This window comes from Ferrovibrio sp., from assembly GCF_965278975.1.
In the GTDB taxonomy this organism is placed as follows: domain Bacteria; phylum Pseudomonadota; class Alphaproteobacteria; order Ferrovibrionales; family Ferrovibrionaceae; genus Ferrovibrio.
Genome location: NZ_OZ257126.1, coordinates 184,628 through 198,508 on the forward strand (window position 1 = coordinate 184,628; position 13,881 = coordinate 198,508).

Below are 13,881 nucleotides of genomic sequence, written 5' to 3' on the forward strand. Positions count from 1 at the left end.
CGGACCGGGCGCCCAGAGATAAGGGCGCCCGGTTCCGCGTCGGGCGGGGCTGCAAAGAATGGCGACGAAACGCGATTACTACGATGTGCTGGGCGTGCCGCGCGGCACTGCCGATGCGGACGAGCTGAAGCGCGCGTTCCGCAAGCTCGCCATGCAGTATCACCCGGACCGCAATCCGAACGATGCCAGCGCCGAGCAGAAGTTCAAGGAATTGAACGAAGCCTATGACGTGCTGAAGGACGACCAGAAACGCGCGGCTTACGATCAGTATGGCCACGCCGCCTTCGAGGGCGGTATGGGCGGGCCGCGAGGCCCCGGCAGCGCGGGCGGCGGCTTCGATTTCGGCGGCTCGTTCTCCGATATTTTCGACGACCTGTTCGGCGACATCATGGGCGGCGGGCGGCGCGGCGGCGGTGGCGGCAACGCCAATCGCGGCTCCGACCTGCGCTACAATCTCGAAATCAGCCTGGAAGACGCCTTCCTCGGCAAGACGGTGCAGATCCGCGTGCCGACCTCGATTGCCTGCGAGGCCTGCGACGGTTCCGGCGCCGAGGCCGGCGCGCAGCCGATCAGCTGCCCGACCTGCAAGGGCTTCGGCAAGATCCGCACCGCGCAGGGCTTCTTCACCATCGAGCGCGGCTGCCCGAGCTGCGGCGGCGCCGGCAAGGTGATCGAGCGCCCCTGCAAGATCTGCGGTGGCGCCGGTCGCGTGCACAAGGAAAAGACGCTCTCCGTCGATATCCCGCCGGGTGTGGATGAAGGCAACCGCATCCGGCTTTCCGGCGAAGGCGAAGCCGGCCTGCGCGGCGGCTCGCCAGGCGATCTCTACGTTTTCATCTCCGTGGCGGCGCATCGCATTTTCCGCCGCGAGGGCCAGCATCTGCAATGCCGGGTGCCGATCTCGATGGCCACCGCCGCGCTCGGCGGCGTTGTCGAAGTGCCGACACTGGACGGCGGCAAGGCCCGCATCACGATCCCGGATGGCACCCAGACCGGCAAGCAGTTCCGCCTGCGCGGCAAGGGCATGCCCGGCCTGCCGCAGCAGGGCCGCGGCAGCGGCTTCGGCGACCTCTACATCCAGGTCAATGTCGAAACCCCGGTGAAACTCTCCAAGCGCCAGCGCGAGCTGCTGGAGGAATTCGCCGCCATCGACGCCGAAAGCACCAGCCCGGAAAGCGCCGGCTTCTTCGCCCGCGTCAAGGAAATGCTCGGCGGCAAGGGCGATTGACGGCACCCTCGGCGTCTGCCACACCGGGGGCAGCAGTTTCCGGGAGGCCTACATGAGTTCCGACGACACCCGCATCGGCATTATCGGCATCGGCGGCCGCATGGGCCAGGCGATCCTGCGCATCGTGGCGGCAACGCCGGGCGCGGTACTTGCCGGCGGCACCGAACGCCCTGGCTCGGAACTGGTCGGCAAGGATCCCGGGCCGCTGGCCGGCCTCGCCGTCACCGGCACGGCCATCGAGGGCGATGCGGCGCGGCTGTTCGCCGAAGCCGACGCTGTGATCGATTTCAGTTCGCCGGCCGTGCTGGCCAGCCATGCCGCCCTCGCCGCCCAGGCCAAGACCGCCTATATCGTCGGCATGACCGGCCTTGAGGACCAGCATTTCGATGCGCTGCGCAAGGCGGCACGGCATTGCTGCGTGGTGCAGAGCTTCAATATGAGCCTCGGCGTCAATCTGCTGGCCGGCCTGGTGCGCCAGGTGGCGGCTTCGCTCGGCGATGACTGGGATATCGAGATCGTGGAGATGCATCACCGCATGAAGGTGGATGCGCCGTCGGGCACCGCGATCATGTTCGGCGAGGCGGCGGCAGCGGGCCGTGGCGTGACCCTGAAGGATGTGACCGATTCAGGCCGCGACGGCATCACCGGCGCGCGCCAGGCCGGCGCCATTGGTTTCGCGGCATTGCGCGGCGGCAATGTGGCCGGCGAGCATACGGTGATCTTCGCCGCCGATAACGAGCGCCTGGAACTGACCCACAAGGCCACCGACCGCAGCATCTTCGCCCGTGGCGCGGTGCGCTGCGCCCTGTGGTCGCGCGGCCGCGCGCCGGGCCTCTACAACATGAACGACGTGCTGGGTCTCAAGCAGGCGTAAGCCTCACGCCGCAATCGCGAAATATTTCTCAAACGCTGCCTTGCCGGCGCGGGTGACGCTGAGGGTGCGGGCGCCTTTCGCCTGCGCCACCCAGCCGGCTTCCAGGCAATGGCGGGCCAATGCTGCGCCGAGCGCGCCGGCCATGTGCGGCCGCCGTTCGCTCCAATCCAGGCAGACCCGCGCCAAACCGCGCCGCGCCGCCTTGAGACCCGCCAGGTCGATGCCGAGTTGACCGAAGAAATCCCGGCCCTGGGTGGTGAGGATGAAATCCTGGTCTGCCCGCTCGATGCAGCCGCGCGCCACCAGGGCATCGGTCAGCTTCACACCCAGTTCGCCGGCGATATGGTCGTAGCAGGTGCGGGCGCGGCGCATGTCGGCATCGCGCGGGCCGGGCAGCCGCTTCGGCTTCGGCGCGGCGCCCGCCACCGCCATGATCGCTTCCAGCGCCTGGGCCACCAGCGGGCCATTGAGGCGAAAATACCGGTGCCGCCCCTGGGCCTCCTGGGCCAGCAGGCCGCCGGCCTGCAACTTGCTCAAATGGCTGGAGGCGGTGGACGGCGCGATGCCGGCAATCAGCGCCAGTTCGCTGGCGGTGAGCGCCTGGCCGGCCATCAGAGCCGCCAGCATGTTGGCGCGGGCTGGGTCGCCGATCAGGGCCGCAATTTCGGCCAGGCTGGGGCCGCTCTGATGATCTGCAGTCATACTTCGATAATAGCCGAAGGGTGACTGCAGATCAAACAGGGAGTCTGCCAATTTTGGCGGCAAAGGTTGACATTCTTTACCGCGCTTTTATATCAGAAATTGGTACGCTTCGGCTGCCTCCCGCCAAATTCCCGACTGGAGTCCTAGCGCCGATGCCGCATCATACGCCCCTCATCGCCACCATCGTCGGTGGCTTGGTTCTGGCCTTCATCTTGGGCGCCATCGCCAACCGGCTGCGCATCTCGCCGCTGGTTGGCTACCTGCTGGCCGGTGTCGTGGTCGGCCCCTTCACACCCGGCTTTGTCGCCGATCAGGCACTGGCGCCGGAGCTGGCCGAACTGGGCGTCATCCTGCTGATGTTCGGCGTCGGCATGCATTTCTCGCTGAAAGACCTGCTCAGCGTGAAGGCCATCGCCATTCCGGGCGCCATCGCCCAGATCGCGGTGGCCACCGTACTCGGCATGGGCCTGGCCTGGGCCATGGGCTGGGGCGCTGGCGCCGGCTTCGTGTTCGGCCTGGCGCTGTCCGTCGCATCCACCGTGGTGCTGCTGCGTGCGTTGCAGGAACGCCACCTGATGGAAGCCGAGCGCGGCCGCATCGCGGTCGGCTGGCTGATCGTGGAAGACCTTGCCATGGTGCTGGCGCTGGTGGTGCTGCCGCCGCTCGCCACGTTGATCAAGGATGAAGCCGGCGGCCTCGGTGCGCGCGAAATCGGCCTGCTGCTGGCCATCACCTTGGGCAAGGTGGCCGCCTTCGTCGCCCTGATGCTGATCGTCGGCCGCCGCGTCATCCCCTGGCTGCTGCATTACATCGCCCATACCGGCTCGCGCGAATTGTTCCGCCTTGCCGTGCTTGCCATCGCGCTTGGCGTCGCCTACGGCGCGGCGGTGCTGTTCGGCGTCTCCTTCGCGCTGGGCGCCTTCTTCGCCGGCATGGTGCTGAGCGAAAGCGAACTCTCGCACCGTGCGGCGGAAGAGTCGCTGCCGCTGCGCGATGCCTTCGCGGTGCTGTTCTTCGTCTCGGTCGGCATGCTGTTCGATCCCAGCATCCTGCTGCGCGAGCCGCTGCCGGTGATCGCCACCTTCCTGATCATCGTGGTGGGCAAATCGGTGGCCGCCCTGGCCCTGGTGCTGGCATTCCGTCACAAGCTTTCCACGGCCCTGACCATTTCCGCCAGCCTGGCGCAGATCGGCGAATTCTCCTTCATCCTGGCAGCATTGGGCCTGCATCTGGAATTGCTGCCGCCCATGGGCCGCGACCTGATCGTTACCGGCGCCATCCTCTCGATCCTGGCCAACCCGATCTTCTTCGCTTCCCTGGACCGCCTGAAAGGCTGGCTGGAGAAACGCGAAGGCAAGGAGCCGGCAGTTGAGGACAAGGCCAACGCGGCAGCCGAGGAACTGGTACCTACAGCGCTGGACCAGCATGCCGTGGTGATCGGCTTCGGCCGCGTCGGCAGCCTGGTGGCGGACGCGCTGCGGCGGGAAAACCGCGCGGTGCTGGTGATCGAGGAGCGCCAGAAACTGGCCGAGCAGGCGCGCGCCGCCGGCTTCGAGACCATGCTGGGCAATGCCGCCGCGCATGACACCATCGAAGCCGCGAATATCAGCGGCGCACGCTGGATCTTCGTGGCGATCCCGAATGCCTTCGAGGCCGGGCAGATCGTGGAGCAGGCGCGCAAGGCCAATCCCGATCTGAAGATCATCGCCCGCGCCCATGCCGATGGCGAGGTGGATTACCTGAGCAATCTCGGCGCCGACCTGATCGTGATGGGCGAGCGCGAGATCGCGCGCGGCATGATGGAGCGGGCCTTCCCGCAACCAGCCTAGGCCCGCAGCCGGCCTAAATAACCTCAAGTGAGCGCAGGCCGGCACCCGGCGGCTGGCGCCAGCGCCACAGCGCATCGCGCAGGGCCTCGGCCAGTTCCAGCCTTTCGGCCGGGCTGAGGAACTGCCCGAGATTGAAGCCCCGGCCATGGCTCCACAGCGTAAGCCGGTGGCTATCCGGCTCATCGTCACATTCCACCCGCACCCAGTAGGGCTGTAGCTGCCACTGCTTCTGCAGGCCGCGCGCGCTGATCCGGCGGATGGTCAGGCTGGCGCCATCAAGGATCACGAATTCACGCGCCCGCGCCTGGGCATAGCTGTAGCGGAAGGCCAGCCACAGCAGCAGCACTTCCAGGCCGCAGAAGCCCAGCACCGGCCAGGCCCCGGCGAGCCAGAAGGCAATCCCGGCGCCGAAATTGATCAAGGCCACGCAGCCAATCAGGATGAAGAAACCGCGCCGCCCGAGCGAGCGGTGCGGCCGCAATTCGGCCTGGAAGAAGGGCTGTGGCGCCTGGTCCATGGCCACCAGCTTACTCCTGCCCAAGCTGGCGGCAAGCCTGTTGGTGGCTGGCGGCAGGCCGCTGATTGACGCCGCCGCGCACAGGCCTTAACCCTGGGGGCGCCGCTTATTATGGACAGGTATCATGGCGCCCAAGCCCAATCCGCTGAAACTCAACCCGCTGCAACTCAAGACCCTGACGCTGCTGCAAGCCGTCGCGGCGGTGGCGGGCGAGGAACTGCCCGATGGCCGGGTGCGACTGCATCAACTCCCCCCCGCCCATGGCAACCACTTCCATATCGGCGATGCCGTGGTGTCTGGCGCTGACGCCACCGGCCTGCATAACGAAGCCGTGTGGGTCGCCCTGGGTCGCAAGGGCCTGGTCGAGCCCGGCATGACCCTGACGCCGACCGGGCTGGCCTATGATACCGGCCTGCGCGACAAGATCCTGCACCGCGCGGACCACTGACATGCTGCTCACCCTCGCCGATATCGAAGCCGCCGCGCGACGCATCGACGGGGCGCTGACCCGCACGCCCTGCCTGCAATCGCGCACGCTGTCACAGCTGGTCGATGCCGAGGTGTGGCTGAAATTCGAGAACCTGCAATTCACCGCCAGCTTCAAGGAGCGCGGCGCGCTGAACAAGCTGCTGCAACTGAATGCTGATGAACGCAGGCGCGGCGTCATCGCCATGTCGGCGGGCAACCATGCCCAGGGCGTTGCCTACCATGCCGGACGTTTAGGGATTCCCGCCACCATCGTGATGCCGGGCTTCACGCCCTATGTGAAGGTGCGCCATGTGCGCAACCACGGCGCCCGCGTGGTGCTGGAAGGCGAGACGCTGGCTGAATCCGCCGCCAAGGCGCACCAGATGTCCGCCGATGAAGGCATGGTCTTCGTGCATCCTTATGATGATCTGGCGGTGATGGCCGGCCAGGGCACGGTGGCGCTGGAAATGCTGGAGCAGGCACCACATCTCGACGACATGGTGGTGCCGGTCGGCGGCGGCGGCCTGATCGCCGGCATGGCCATCGCGGCCCATGCCAAGCGGCCCGGCCTGCATCTCTATGGCGTCGAGGGCGAGCTTTACACGGCAATGTATCAGCAGATGCATGACCAGCCGGTGCAGGTCGGCGGCATCTCGATCGCCGAAGGCATCTCCGTGCGCGATATCGGCCGCGCGCCGATGCAGGTGGCGCGCCAACTGGTGCGCGATGTGCTGATCACCAGCGAGGCCGAGATCGAGCGCGCCATCGTGCTGCTGGTGGAAATCGAAAAGACCGTCACCGAGGGCGCCGGCGCGGCAGGCCTCGCGGCCTTGCTGGCACACAAGCATCTGTTCCAGGGCCGCCGCGTCGGCATTGTGCTCACCGGCGGCAATATCGATACCCGCCTGCTGGCTTCCGTGCTGATGCGCGGCCTGGTGCGCGATGGCCGCCTGGCGCGGCTGATCGTCACCACCGATGACGCGCCGGGCCGGCTGGCGCGTGCCGCCGGCATCATCGGCACTACCGGCGTCAACATCATCGAGGTGGCGCATCAGCGCCTGTTCACCCTGGCCTCGGCGAAATCCACCGAGATCGAATTCGTGGTGGAAGCCCGCGACCGCGCCCATCTCGATGAACTGGTGACCGCCCTTGGGGCAGCCGGCCTGCGCGCGCGCTTGGCGGAAATCGGCATCTAGCGTATCCTGACCTCCTTACCCTTCGGGAGGAATCAATGGGACGCGTATCCAACAAGGTCGCCCTGATCACGGGCGGCGCTTCGGGCCTGGGCAAGGCCACGGCCATCATGATGGCGCGCGAAGGCGCCAAGGTGGCGCTGGCTGACCGCAATCTTGCCGGCGCCCAGGCGGTGGCCGATGAGATCGGCGCCAATGCCATCGCGGTTGAACTCGATGTCACCAAGGAAGCTCAGTGGATCACGGCACTGGATGCGGTGGAGGCCGCCTTCGGGGGCCTGAACGTGCTGGTACATTCCGCCGGTGTCGGCGTGCTGAAGAATGTCGAGGATGTCAGCATCGAGGAATGGGACTTCGTGCATGACGTCAACCTCAACGGCCCGTTCCTCGGCAACAAGCATGCGCTGCCACGCATGAAGGCCCATGCGCCGGGCTCCATCGTCATCATCTCGTCGGTTTCCGGCATCATTGCCGGCCACAATATGGGTGCCTACAACACGTCAAAGGCCGCCGCCCGCATGCTCGCCAAGACCACGGCGTTGCATTGCGCCAAGCGCGGCTACAGGATTCGCTGCAACTCGGTGCATCCCACCTTCATCGACACGCCGATGGTGCAGTCGATGATCTATGCCGGCGGCGATCCGGCCAAGACGCGCCAGAAGCTGGAATCCCAGGTGCCGCTGGGCTGCCTCGGCGACCCGGATGACGTGGCTTACTGCATCCTCTACCTGGCTTCCGATGAGTCCAAGTTCGTCACTGGCGCGGAATTCGTCATCGACGGCGGCATTACCGCCCAATAGGCAGGCATATGCTGTGCGCCCCCATCTTGTGATGGGGGCCACATTTTATGGGCTGGAAAAACCCGGTGAATCGCTGCATCTTGGGGCTATGAACGCCTCACCCAAGCAACCGGTGCTCATTGTTGTGCACCAGGAGCAATCCACCCCCGGCCGCATCGGGGATGAATTGCAGGCGCTGGGCTATTCCCTGGATATCCGCCGCCCCTGCATCGGCCATGAATTGCCCCAGGATATGAGCGGCCATGCCGGCGTGGTGGTGTTTGGCGGCCCGATGAGCGCCAACGACGATCACCTGCCCTTCATCCGCCGTGAACTCGACTGGATTCCGATGGCTGCGGCCAGCGGCAAGCCCTATCTCGGCGTCTGCCTCGGCGCGCAGATGCTGGCCCGCGCTGCCGGTGCCCGCGTCGCGCCCCATGCCGATGGCTGGCATGAGATCGGCTATTACCCGCTGCAGGTCAGCGCCGCCGGCCGCGCGCTGTTCCCCGAAAGGCTGCATGTCTACCAGTGGCATGGCGAAGGCTTCGACCTGCCCAAGGACGGCCAGCACCTGGCCGGCACCAAGTGGTTTCCGAACCAGGCCTTCGCCATGGGCAGCAATGCCTTCGGCATCCAGTTCCACCCGGAAGTGACCGGCGCCATGATGCGCATCTGGACCACACGGGCGGCGCATCGCCTGGTGATGCCCGGCGCGCAATGCCGCCAGACGCAATATGCCGGCCATGCCCGCCATGATGGCGGCATCGCCACCTGGCTGCGCAACTTCCTGCCGCGCTGGCTCAATGGCACAGCGCTGAAGCCGGCACCGCAATCGGCCCCGGTGCCACTGGCCGACGCGGCGGATTAGCCCCCCACGTCATGCCCCGCTTCAGGCGGGGCATCCACGTTTTGGTTTCTGAAAAATAAAAAACTCGTGGATGGCCCGCCTGAAGCGGGCCATGACGAATAGAGCGATCAGGCTCGTTGCAACACCGCGACGAAGAAGCCGTCGGTGCCGTTGCGGCCCGGCGTCAGGCGCAGATAGGTGTCCGATGTCGGGCAGACGCCGCCGATGCTGCGGCCCCAGATATCGGCAACCGGCAGCGGCGTGAAATCGCCATGGCTTTGCAGGAACGCCGCGATCTGCGCCTCGTTCTCCTCCGCCAGTACCGAGCAGGTGACGTAGATCAGCCGTCCGCCCGGCGCGACCAGCTTGGCGGCGCGTTCAAGAATCTCGGCCTGGCGCTGGATCAGCTCCAGGATGTCATTCTCGGTCAGGCGCCAGCGTGCATCGGGCTTGCGCCGCCAGGTGCCGGTCCCTGAACAGGGCGCATCCACCAGCACGCGGTCGGCCTTGGCGGCCTGGCGCTTCAGCCATTTCGCATCCAACGCGCGACATTCGGCATTATGCACACCGGCACGGCGCAGCCGCAGCTTGGCGCGTGCCAGCCGCTTCTCGCTGACATCGCAGGCGATCAGGCGGCCGTTGTTGCGCATGGCGGCGCCAATCGCCAGTGACTTGCCACCGGCCCCGGCGCAGAAATCCATCACCAGCTTGGCGTGCTCTGCCTCTACCAGCATGGCGGCAAGCTGCGAGCCTTCATCCTGCGGCTCGATCAAGCCTTCGGCGAAGGCTTCGGTGTTGTTCACATAGGCTTGCGGGCCGAGCCGCAGACCAGTCGGCGAAAGCGGCGTGGCTTGCGCCCGCATGCCAGAGGCATTGAGCAGGCCAAGGGCTGCATCGCGCGTGGTCTTGAGCAGGTTGACGCGCAGATCGAGCGGCGCCGGGCGCAGCATCGCCGCCATTTCGAGATCGAAATCGGCGCCGAAACGGGCGCGGAAGCGCGGCTCGATCCAATCCGGCAGGCAATGACGCGCCGCCGCCGGCATCTCGGGATGCTCCAGCGTGTGGCCTTCCAGGGGCCGCAGCAGCCTGGTCAGGGTTTCCACTTCACTTTCGGCCAGGCCAAGCGCCGATACCGTGCTTTCCACCTTGGCGCCCTGGGCCAGGATGCGCCAGGCAGCAACGCGCAGATCGTTGCCCGCTGCGACCTTGCCTTCACTGGAGCGCGCGATCCACCAGTCGAGCCGGCCACGCTGGCGCTGCACTTCTTCCACCAGGTTGACCAAAGCCGAACGCTCGGCGGTATCGAAGCGGCGATGATTGGCCTTCATCCAGGCATGCAGCACGCGGTCGCCCGGCTCGCCGCTGGCGGTGATCGCATCCAGCAACTGCACCGCGCCGGCAATCACCGCGCGCGAGGAACCGGGGCGGATCTTGTGCGGCGGCCGCTGCTGCGGCTTTTCTTCGCCACGCTGGCCGGGACCGCGTTTATCCGCACCCCGTTTATCAGGGCCGTGCCTATCAGGGCCGCGCTTCGCCGATCCCCATTTCGCAGATTCCTGGCGTTCCGGGCGCTGCTGCCAATCAGAACGCGGCCGGTCTGAACGTGGCTTGTCGGTGCGGGGCCGCTCTGAGCGCGCTCCGTCAAAGCGCTCAGCCTTGTCAAAACGGGGCCGGTCCGATTTATCGGAGCGAGGCCGGTCCGAACGTGGCCGCTCTGAGCGCGGGCCATCAAAACGCTGCGGCTTGTCGGAACGGGGCCGCTCCGAGCGCGCTCCGTCAAAGCGTTCGGCTTTGTCAAAGCGAGGCCTGTCCGACTTGTCGGTGCGAGGCTTGTCCGAACGAGGCCGGTCAGACCGCCCACCTTTTTCAGCATAACCGCCTTTGCCAGCATATTCCGGGCGACCACCGCCGCCGCCGATGCGGTCGAGGGCGCGCTCGACATGGCGGTCGCCGCGCTCATGGCGTTGCCCAGGGCGTTGCTGGCCAGGATGATGCTGGCCGGGGCCAGAACGGGTAGCCGCCCGAGCGTCTGGGCGGGTGTCTGGGCGAGAATCCGGGCGGCTGTCAGATCGGGCAGCAGGACGCGGGTCGCCACTGGTTTTGTGGCCTGGCTTGGAACCATGCTTGGTGCCCGGCTTGCCACCGAATTTGCCCCCGGGCTTACCGCTGAATTTGCCGCTGGGAGCCCTACCGCCAGGCTTAGCACCAGGCTTAGCGCCAGATTTACCGGCGGGGGGACGGGCGCCAGGGGGACGCTTCGAGGGAGGTTTGCTCACGGCATAGGCTCACAATGGCGGGGGTTGGCGCCCGTCATAGGCCGGGGCGGCGGTATCAGCAAGTGCTAACAGCCGCCCCTCTGGCTCTGGCGGCCGCCAAGGGCTAAAATTGTGGCAATGCAACGCCCGATGCCGTCCTGCCATAAAGCCCCGAAGCCGTAGCCATGACCATCCTTCGTTCCCTGCCGCGCTTCACGCCGTCACGCTTGCTGACCCTGGTTCTCGGCTGCCTGCTGCTGGCGGCCTGTGCCGGCCAGTCGCCTGCCCCGCTGCCGCCCCGGGTCGGCTCGATCATGGAAGTGCCACTGCCGCCGGGCACCGAGGCGATCTCGCTGTTTGCCGAAAGGAGCGGCGATGTGTGGTGGCTGGAAGCCGATGGCCGCCGCCTGCACCGCCTGGATGCCGCCCGCAAGGTGCATGAGGCGATTGCCGCCGATCCGCCCTCGCCCGCCGGCATCCTGAACATGGACCGCCAGGGCCGCCTCTGGCTGCTGGGCCGCGATGGCGCGCCGCTCCTGGCGATCCGCATCGGCGATGGCGAGCAGCCGACGCGCGAAAGCCCGTGGCGCCTGGATCAGGGATTGCCGCGCGAAGCGGAAAAACCGGCGCTGGACCTTGGCCGTGGCGGCTTCGTCGCGGTTTCGTGGCAAGGGCAATGGCTGTGGCTGGCGCAGCCCGGCAAGCTGCTGCGCGTGACGCTCAATCCGGCTTAGGCCGTCAGCGCATCAACCGTAGCGGATGCTGCACATCAGCCATAGCGCATGCTGCGCGGTGGCATGCTGCGCAGCTTGAGATCGTTCACGGAAATTTCCATCACGTTGATCGACCGCTTCACGTCGGCCAGTTCCTGACGGGTCTTTTCCAGGTTGTCGGTAACATCCGCAAGCTGGGAAAAGATCGTCTGGGTGGTGCGTTCGTAGTCGGCCACCGTGCGGTTATGATTCTGCTGCTGACGCTCGAGCTGCGACATCCGGTTCTCGATGCCCTGGCGCAGATGGCTGATGCGCATCTCGAAATTGCCGAGATGCAGGAGCAGCCAGGCGCCGACCCAGAAGAGAACGATGCCACCGCCGAGAACGTATATCCAATCGCCCATGGTGCAGGATCCTTTCTGGTTCTCCCTCACCTTACGATATAGGCAGCGAAAAACGCCCTGCAATCCCTCGAAAGGATAGGTAGGCGCGGATACGGCCGGTGCTTAAACCGCCTGGGGTAGCGGCTGGCCGCCCAGCACCACCTGCCGGCGTGGGTTGAAGCCGATGCGGTAGGCCAGCGCCGCCGGGCGGTCGATATCCCACACCACCAGATCGGCGCGCTTGCCGGTTTCGAGCGTGCCACATTCATCCGCCAGGCCCAGCGCGCGGGCGGCCTCACGGGTGGCGCCAGCCAGGGCCTCCTCGGGTGTCATGCGGAACAGCGTGCAGGCCATGTTGAGGATCAGCAGCAGCGAGGAAACCGGCGAGGTGCCGGGATTGCAGTCGGTGGATACCGCCATCGGCACCTGATGCTTGCGGAACAAGGCCACCGGCGGCGCCTGGGTCTCGCGCAAGGCATAGAAGGCGCCGGGCAGCAGCACCGCCACGGTGCCGGCTTTTGCCAATGCCTCAACACCCGGCTCGTCCAGATGCTCCAGATGATCCGCCGAGAGCGCGCCGAACTCGGCCGCCAGCCTGGCACCGCCGAGATTACTCAGTTGCTCGGCATGCAGCTTCACCGGCAGGCCATGGCGTTGTGCCGCCTCGAACACGCGCCGCGTCTGCGCCACCGAGAAGGCGATGCCTTCGCAGAAGGCATCCACCGCATCGGCCAGACCCTCGCGCGCCGCCGCCGGAATGATGCTGTCGCAGACCAGATCGATATAGGCGTCCGCGCGCCCGGCATATTCCGCCGGCACGCTATGGGCGGCAAGCAGCGTGGTACGGATGCGCACCGGATAAAGCTCGCCCAGGCGCCGCGCCACGCGCAGGCATTTCAGTTCATCTTCCAGGCTCAGGCCATAGCCGGACTTGATTTCCAGCGTGGTGACGCCTTCGGCAATCAGGGCCTTCAGGCGCGGCGCGCTCTGGCGCAGCAAGTCGGCCTCGTCGGCATTGCGCGTCGCCGCCATGGTGGAGCGGATGCCGCCGCCGGCCCGGGCGATATCCTCGTAGGTGGCGCCGTTCAGCCGCAGCTCGAATTCATGGGCGCGGTTGCCGCCGAAGACCAGATGGGTGTGGCAATCGACCAGGCCGGGCGTGATCCAGCCGCCTTGCAGGCGATGCACCACGGTATGGCGCCCGATCTGGGTTTCCGGTAGGTCTGCCACCGGCCCGACCCAGGCAATGCGCCCGTCCTTGGCCGCCAGGGCACCGTTCTCGATGGCGCCGAACGGGGCGCCGCCAGGCACCATGGTGGCGATGCTGGCATCGCGCCACACGGTATCGAATTCGCCCTCGCCCGCCATGCTTCGCTGATCCGTTCGGTTAAAACGTCAAACACAACATTCTGTATAAAGGACTTGCCAAATAGTGTCTAATTTCACCCGTTAATAGAACAGGTATTTCCGGTCACTTCCCCATCCTGGATTTGCAGGATTTTATAATTGAGCTGCCCGCTCCAGAAAATAGAAGGCAATAGATAATGAGGATACTGGCGATCAGTGTTTTTGTTTTGACTTGCTTGGTTGTTCTGATTCTGCAACTGAGGGCCATCTTTCCTAACGACGCCGGATTAAAGAAGGCGGATCAGGAAATGTTGAAAAATCTGGGCGCCACCCTTGCGAGAGAAAATACGAAGCATTTAACCCAACCCATTCCGACAGCCGATATTATAGGGTCCAACTGGACGGCCATTTGCATTCTGACGCCCTACGAAAACAGATTTGATGATAATCACCCTGCGGGAAAAGCGGCCAATGCAGCTTTACATGCAGCAAAAATTGATATCGCAGATGAACTTGAATTCGTCATCGTCCTGCTGCTGGAAGATGGCGGCCATCGCATCATCAGGGCGCCAAGAACCGCCGAGGTGGATTTTGTTGGCAATGTGAAAAAGGCCGCCCCTGGTTTAACGGAACGGTACGAACCCAGTTCATGCGGCTATCGCCATTCCGCTTATATCGTTCCCTACACCAGCAGCAGCGGCAGAAATAATTTTTACCTCTGGGAAAAGAAATAAGCGCTATCGCCT

General features: G+C 65.7%; 14 protein-coding genes. 9 read left to right on the top strand and 5 right to left on the bottom strand.

The window, feature by feature from the left end; genetic code table 11:
- Positions 1-58: 58 nt before the first annotated feature.
- Positions 59-1,228: a molecular chaperone DnaJ gene (gene dnaJ, locus ACQY7X_RS00870; RefSeq protein WP_428247948.1), complete on the top strand. Its 1,170-nt coding sequence runs from the start codon at positions 59-61 to the stop codon at positions 1,226-1,228.
- A 52-nt stretch (positions 1,229-1,280) separates the two neighbouring features.
- Positions 1,281-2,102: a 4-hydroxy-tetrahydrodipicolinate reductase gene (dapB, locus tag ACQY7X_RS00875; RefSeq protein WP_428247949.1), complete on the top strand. Its 822-nt coding sequence runs from the start codon at positions 1,281-1,283 to the stop codon at positions 2,100-2,102.
- A gap of 3 nt (positions 2,103-2,105) precedes the next feature.
- Here the strand turns inward: dapB and ACQY7X_RS00880 are convergent, their stop codons facing one another.
- Positions 2,106-2,804, bottom strand: coding sequence for an ArsR/SmtB family transcription factor (locus ACQY7X_RS00880; protein ID WP_428247950.1), 699 nt, complete (start codon positions 2,802-2,804; stop codon positions 2,106-2,108).
- Between the two features lie 152 nt (positions 2,805-2,956).
- Between ACQY7X_RS00880 and ybaL the strand changes: the two genes are divergently transcribed.
- Positions 2,957-4,633, top strand: coding sequence for a YbaL family putative K(+) efflux transporter (ybaL, locus tag ACQY7X_RS00885; RefSeq protein WP_428247951.1), 1,677 nt, complete (start codon positions 2,957-2,959; stop codon positions 4,631-4,633).
- Between the two features lie 13 nt (positions 4,634-4,646).
- Here ybaL and ACQY7X_RS00890 read toward each other — a convergent pair whose 3' ends face one another.
- Positions 4,647-5,150 carry a DUF2244 domain-containing protein gene (locus ACQY7X_RS00890; RefSeq protein ID WP_428250097.1) on the bottom strand — a complete coding sequence of 168 codons (504 nt, stop codon included), beginning with the start codon at positions 5,148-5,150 and terminating at the stop codon, positions 4,647-4,649.
- A gap of 124 nt (positions 5,151-5,274) precedes the next feature.
- Between ACQY7X_RS00890 and ACQY7X_RS00895 the strand changes: the two genes are divergently transcribed.
- The 4 genes from ACQY7X_RS00895 (at position 5,275) to ACQY7X_RS00910 (ending at position 8,458) form a co-directional block, all read left to right on the top strand.
- Positions 5,275-5,598 carry a hypothetical protein gene (locus tag ACQY7X_RS00895; protein WP_428247952.1) on the top strand — a complete coding sequence of 108 codons (324 nt, stop codon included), beginning with the start codon at positions 5,275-5,277 and terminating at the stop codon, positions 5,596-5,598.
- 1 nt (position 5,599) lies between these two features.
- Positions 5,600-6,814 carry a threonine ammonia-lyase gene (locus ACQY7X_RS00900; RefSeq protein ID WP_428247953.1) on the top strand — a complete coding sequence of 405 codons (1,215 nt, stop codon included), beginning with the start codon at positions 5,600-5,602 and terminating at the stop codon, positions 6,812-6,814.
- Between the two features lie 35 nt (positions 6,815-6,849).
- A complete protein-coding gene (locus tag ACQY7X_RS00905; RefSeq protein WP_428247954.1) occupies positions 6,850-7,611 on the top strand; it encodes an SDR family oxidoreductase in 762 nt (253 codons plus the stop codon).
- 88 nt (positions 7,612-7,699) lie between these two features.
- Positions 7,700-8,458, top strand: coding sequence for a glutamine amidotransferase-related protein (locus ACQY7X_RS00910; protein WP_428247955.1), 759 nt, complete (start codon positions 7,700-7,702; stop codon positions 8,456-8,458).
- 107 nt (positions 8,459-8,565) lie between these two features.
- Here ACQY7X_RS00910 and ACQY7X_RS00915 read toward each other — a convergent pair whose 3' ends face one another.
- Positions 8,566-9,843, bottom strand: a complete 1,278-nt coding sequence (locus ACQY7X_RS00915) for an RsmB/NOP family class I SAM-dependent RNA methyltransferase (RefSeq protein WP_428247956.1) — start codon at positions 9,841-9,843, stop codon at positions 8,566-8,568.
- A 1,034-nt stretch (positions 9,844-10,877) separates the two neighbouring features.
- On the opposite strand from ACQY7X_RS00915, the gene ACQY7X_RS00920 reads away from it, so the two are divergent.
- On the top strand, positions 10,878-11,426 hold the full coding sequence (locus ACQY7X_RS00920; RefSeq protein ID WP_428247957.1) for a hypothetical protein: 549 nt from the start codon (positions 10,878-10,880) through the stop codon (positions 11,424-11,426).
- A 35-nt stretch (positions 11,427-11,461) separates the two neighbouring features.
- Here ACQY7X_RS00920 and ACQY7X_RS00925 read toward each other — a convergent pair whose 3' ends face one another.
- Positions 11,462-11,809, bottom strand: coding sequence for a hypothetical protein (locus ACQY7X_RS00925; protein ID WP_428247958.1), 348 nt, complete (start codon positions 11,807-11,809; stop codon positions 11,462-11,464).
- A 102-nt stretch (positions 11,810-11,911) separates the two neighbouring features.
- Positions 11,912-13,156, bottom strand: a complete 1,245-nt coding sequence (gene hutI, locus ACQY7X_RS00930; protein ID WP_428247959.1) for an imidazolonepropionase — start codon at positions 13,154-13,156, stop codon at positions 11,912-11,914.
- Between the two features lie 176 nt (positions 13,157-13,332).
- Here hutI and ACQY7X_RS00935 point away from each other — a divergent pair, with 176 nt between their 5' ends.
- Positions 13,333-13,869 (top strand): hypothetical protein, encoded by a 537-nt coding sequence (locus ACQY7X_RS00935; RefSeq protein ID WP_428247960.1) that lies wholly within the window; start codon positions 13,333-13,335, stop codon positions 13,867-13,869.
- The last annotated feature ends 12 nt before the right edge of the window (positions 13,870-13,881 follow it).

Coding starts and splice junctions, on each gene's coding strand:
- dnaJ (WP_428247948.1), top strand. CDS start 59: ATGGCGACGAAACGCGATTACTACGATGTGCTGGGCGTGCCGCGCGGC.
- dapB (WP_428247949.1), top strand. CDS start 1,281: ATGAGTTCCGACGACACCCGCATCGGCATTATCGGCATCGGCGGCCGC.
- ACQY7X_RS00880 (WP_428247950.1), bottom strand. CDS start 2,804: ATGACTGCAGATCATCAGAGCGGCCCCAGCCTGGCCGAAATTGCGGCC.
- ybaL (WP_428247951.1), top strand. CDS start 2,957: ATGCCGCATCATACGCCCCTCATCGCCACCATCGTCGGTGGCTTGGTT.
- ACQY7X_RS00890 (WP_428250097.1), bottom strand. CDS start 5,150: ATGGACCAGGCGCCACAGCCCTTCTTCCAGGCCGAATTGCGGCCGCAC.
- ACQY7X_RS00895 (WP_428247952.1), top strand. CDS start 5,275: ATGGCGCCCAAGCCCAATCCGCTGAAACTCAACCCGCTGCAACTCAAG.
- ACQY7X_RS00900 (WP_428247953.1), top strand. CDS start 5,600: ATGCTGCTCACCCTCGCCGATATCGAAGCCGCCGCGCGACGCATCGAC.
- ACQY7X_RS00905 (WP_428247954.1), top strand. CDS start 6,850: ATGGGACGCGTATCCAACAAGGTCGCCCTGATCACGGGCGGCGCTTCG.
- ACQY7X_RS00910 (WP_428247955.1), top strand. CDS start 7,700: ATGAACGCCTCACCCAAGCAACCGGTGCTCATTGTTGTGCACCAGGAG.
- ACQY7X_RS00920 (WP_428247957.1), top strand. CDS start 10,878: ATGACCATCCTTCGTTCCCTGCCGCGCTTCACGCCGTCACGCTTGCTG.
- ACQY7X_RS00925 (WP_428247958.1), bottom strand. CDS start 11,809: ATGGGCGATTGGATATACGTTCTCGGCGGTGGCATCGTTCTCTTCTGG.
- hutI (WP_428247959.1), bottom strand. CDS start 13,156: ATGGCGGGCGAGGGCGAATTCGATACCGTGTGGCGCGATGCCAGCATC.
- ACQY7X_RS00935 (WP_428247960.1), top strand. CDS start 13,333: ATGAGGATACTGGCGATCAGTGTTTTTGTTTTGACTTGCTTGGTTGTT.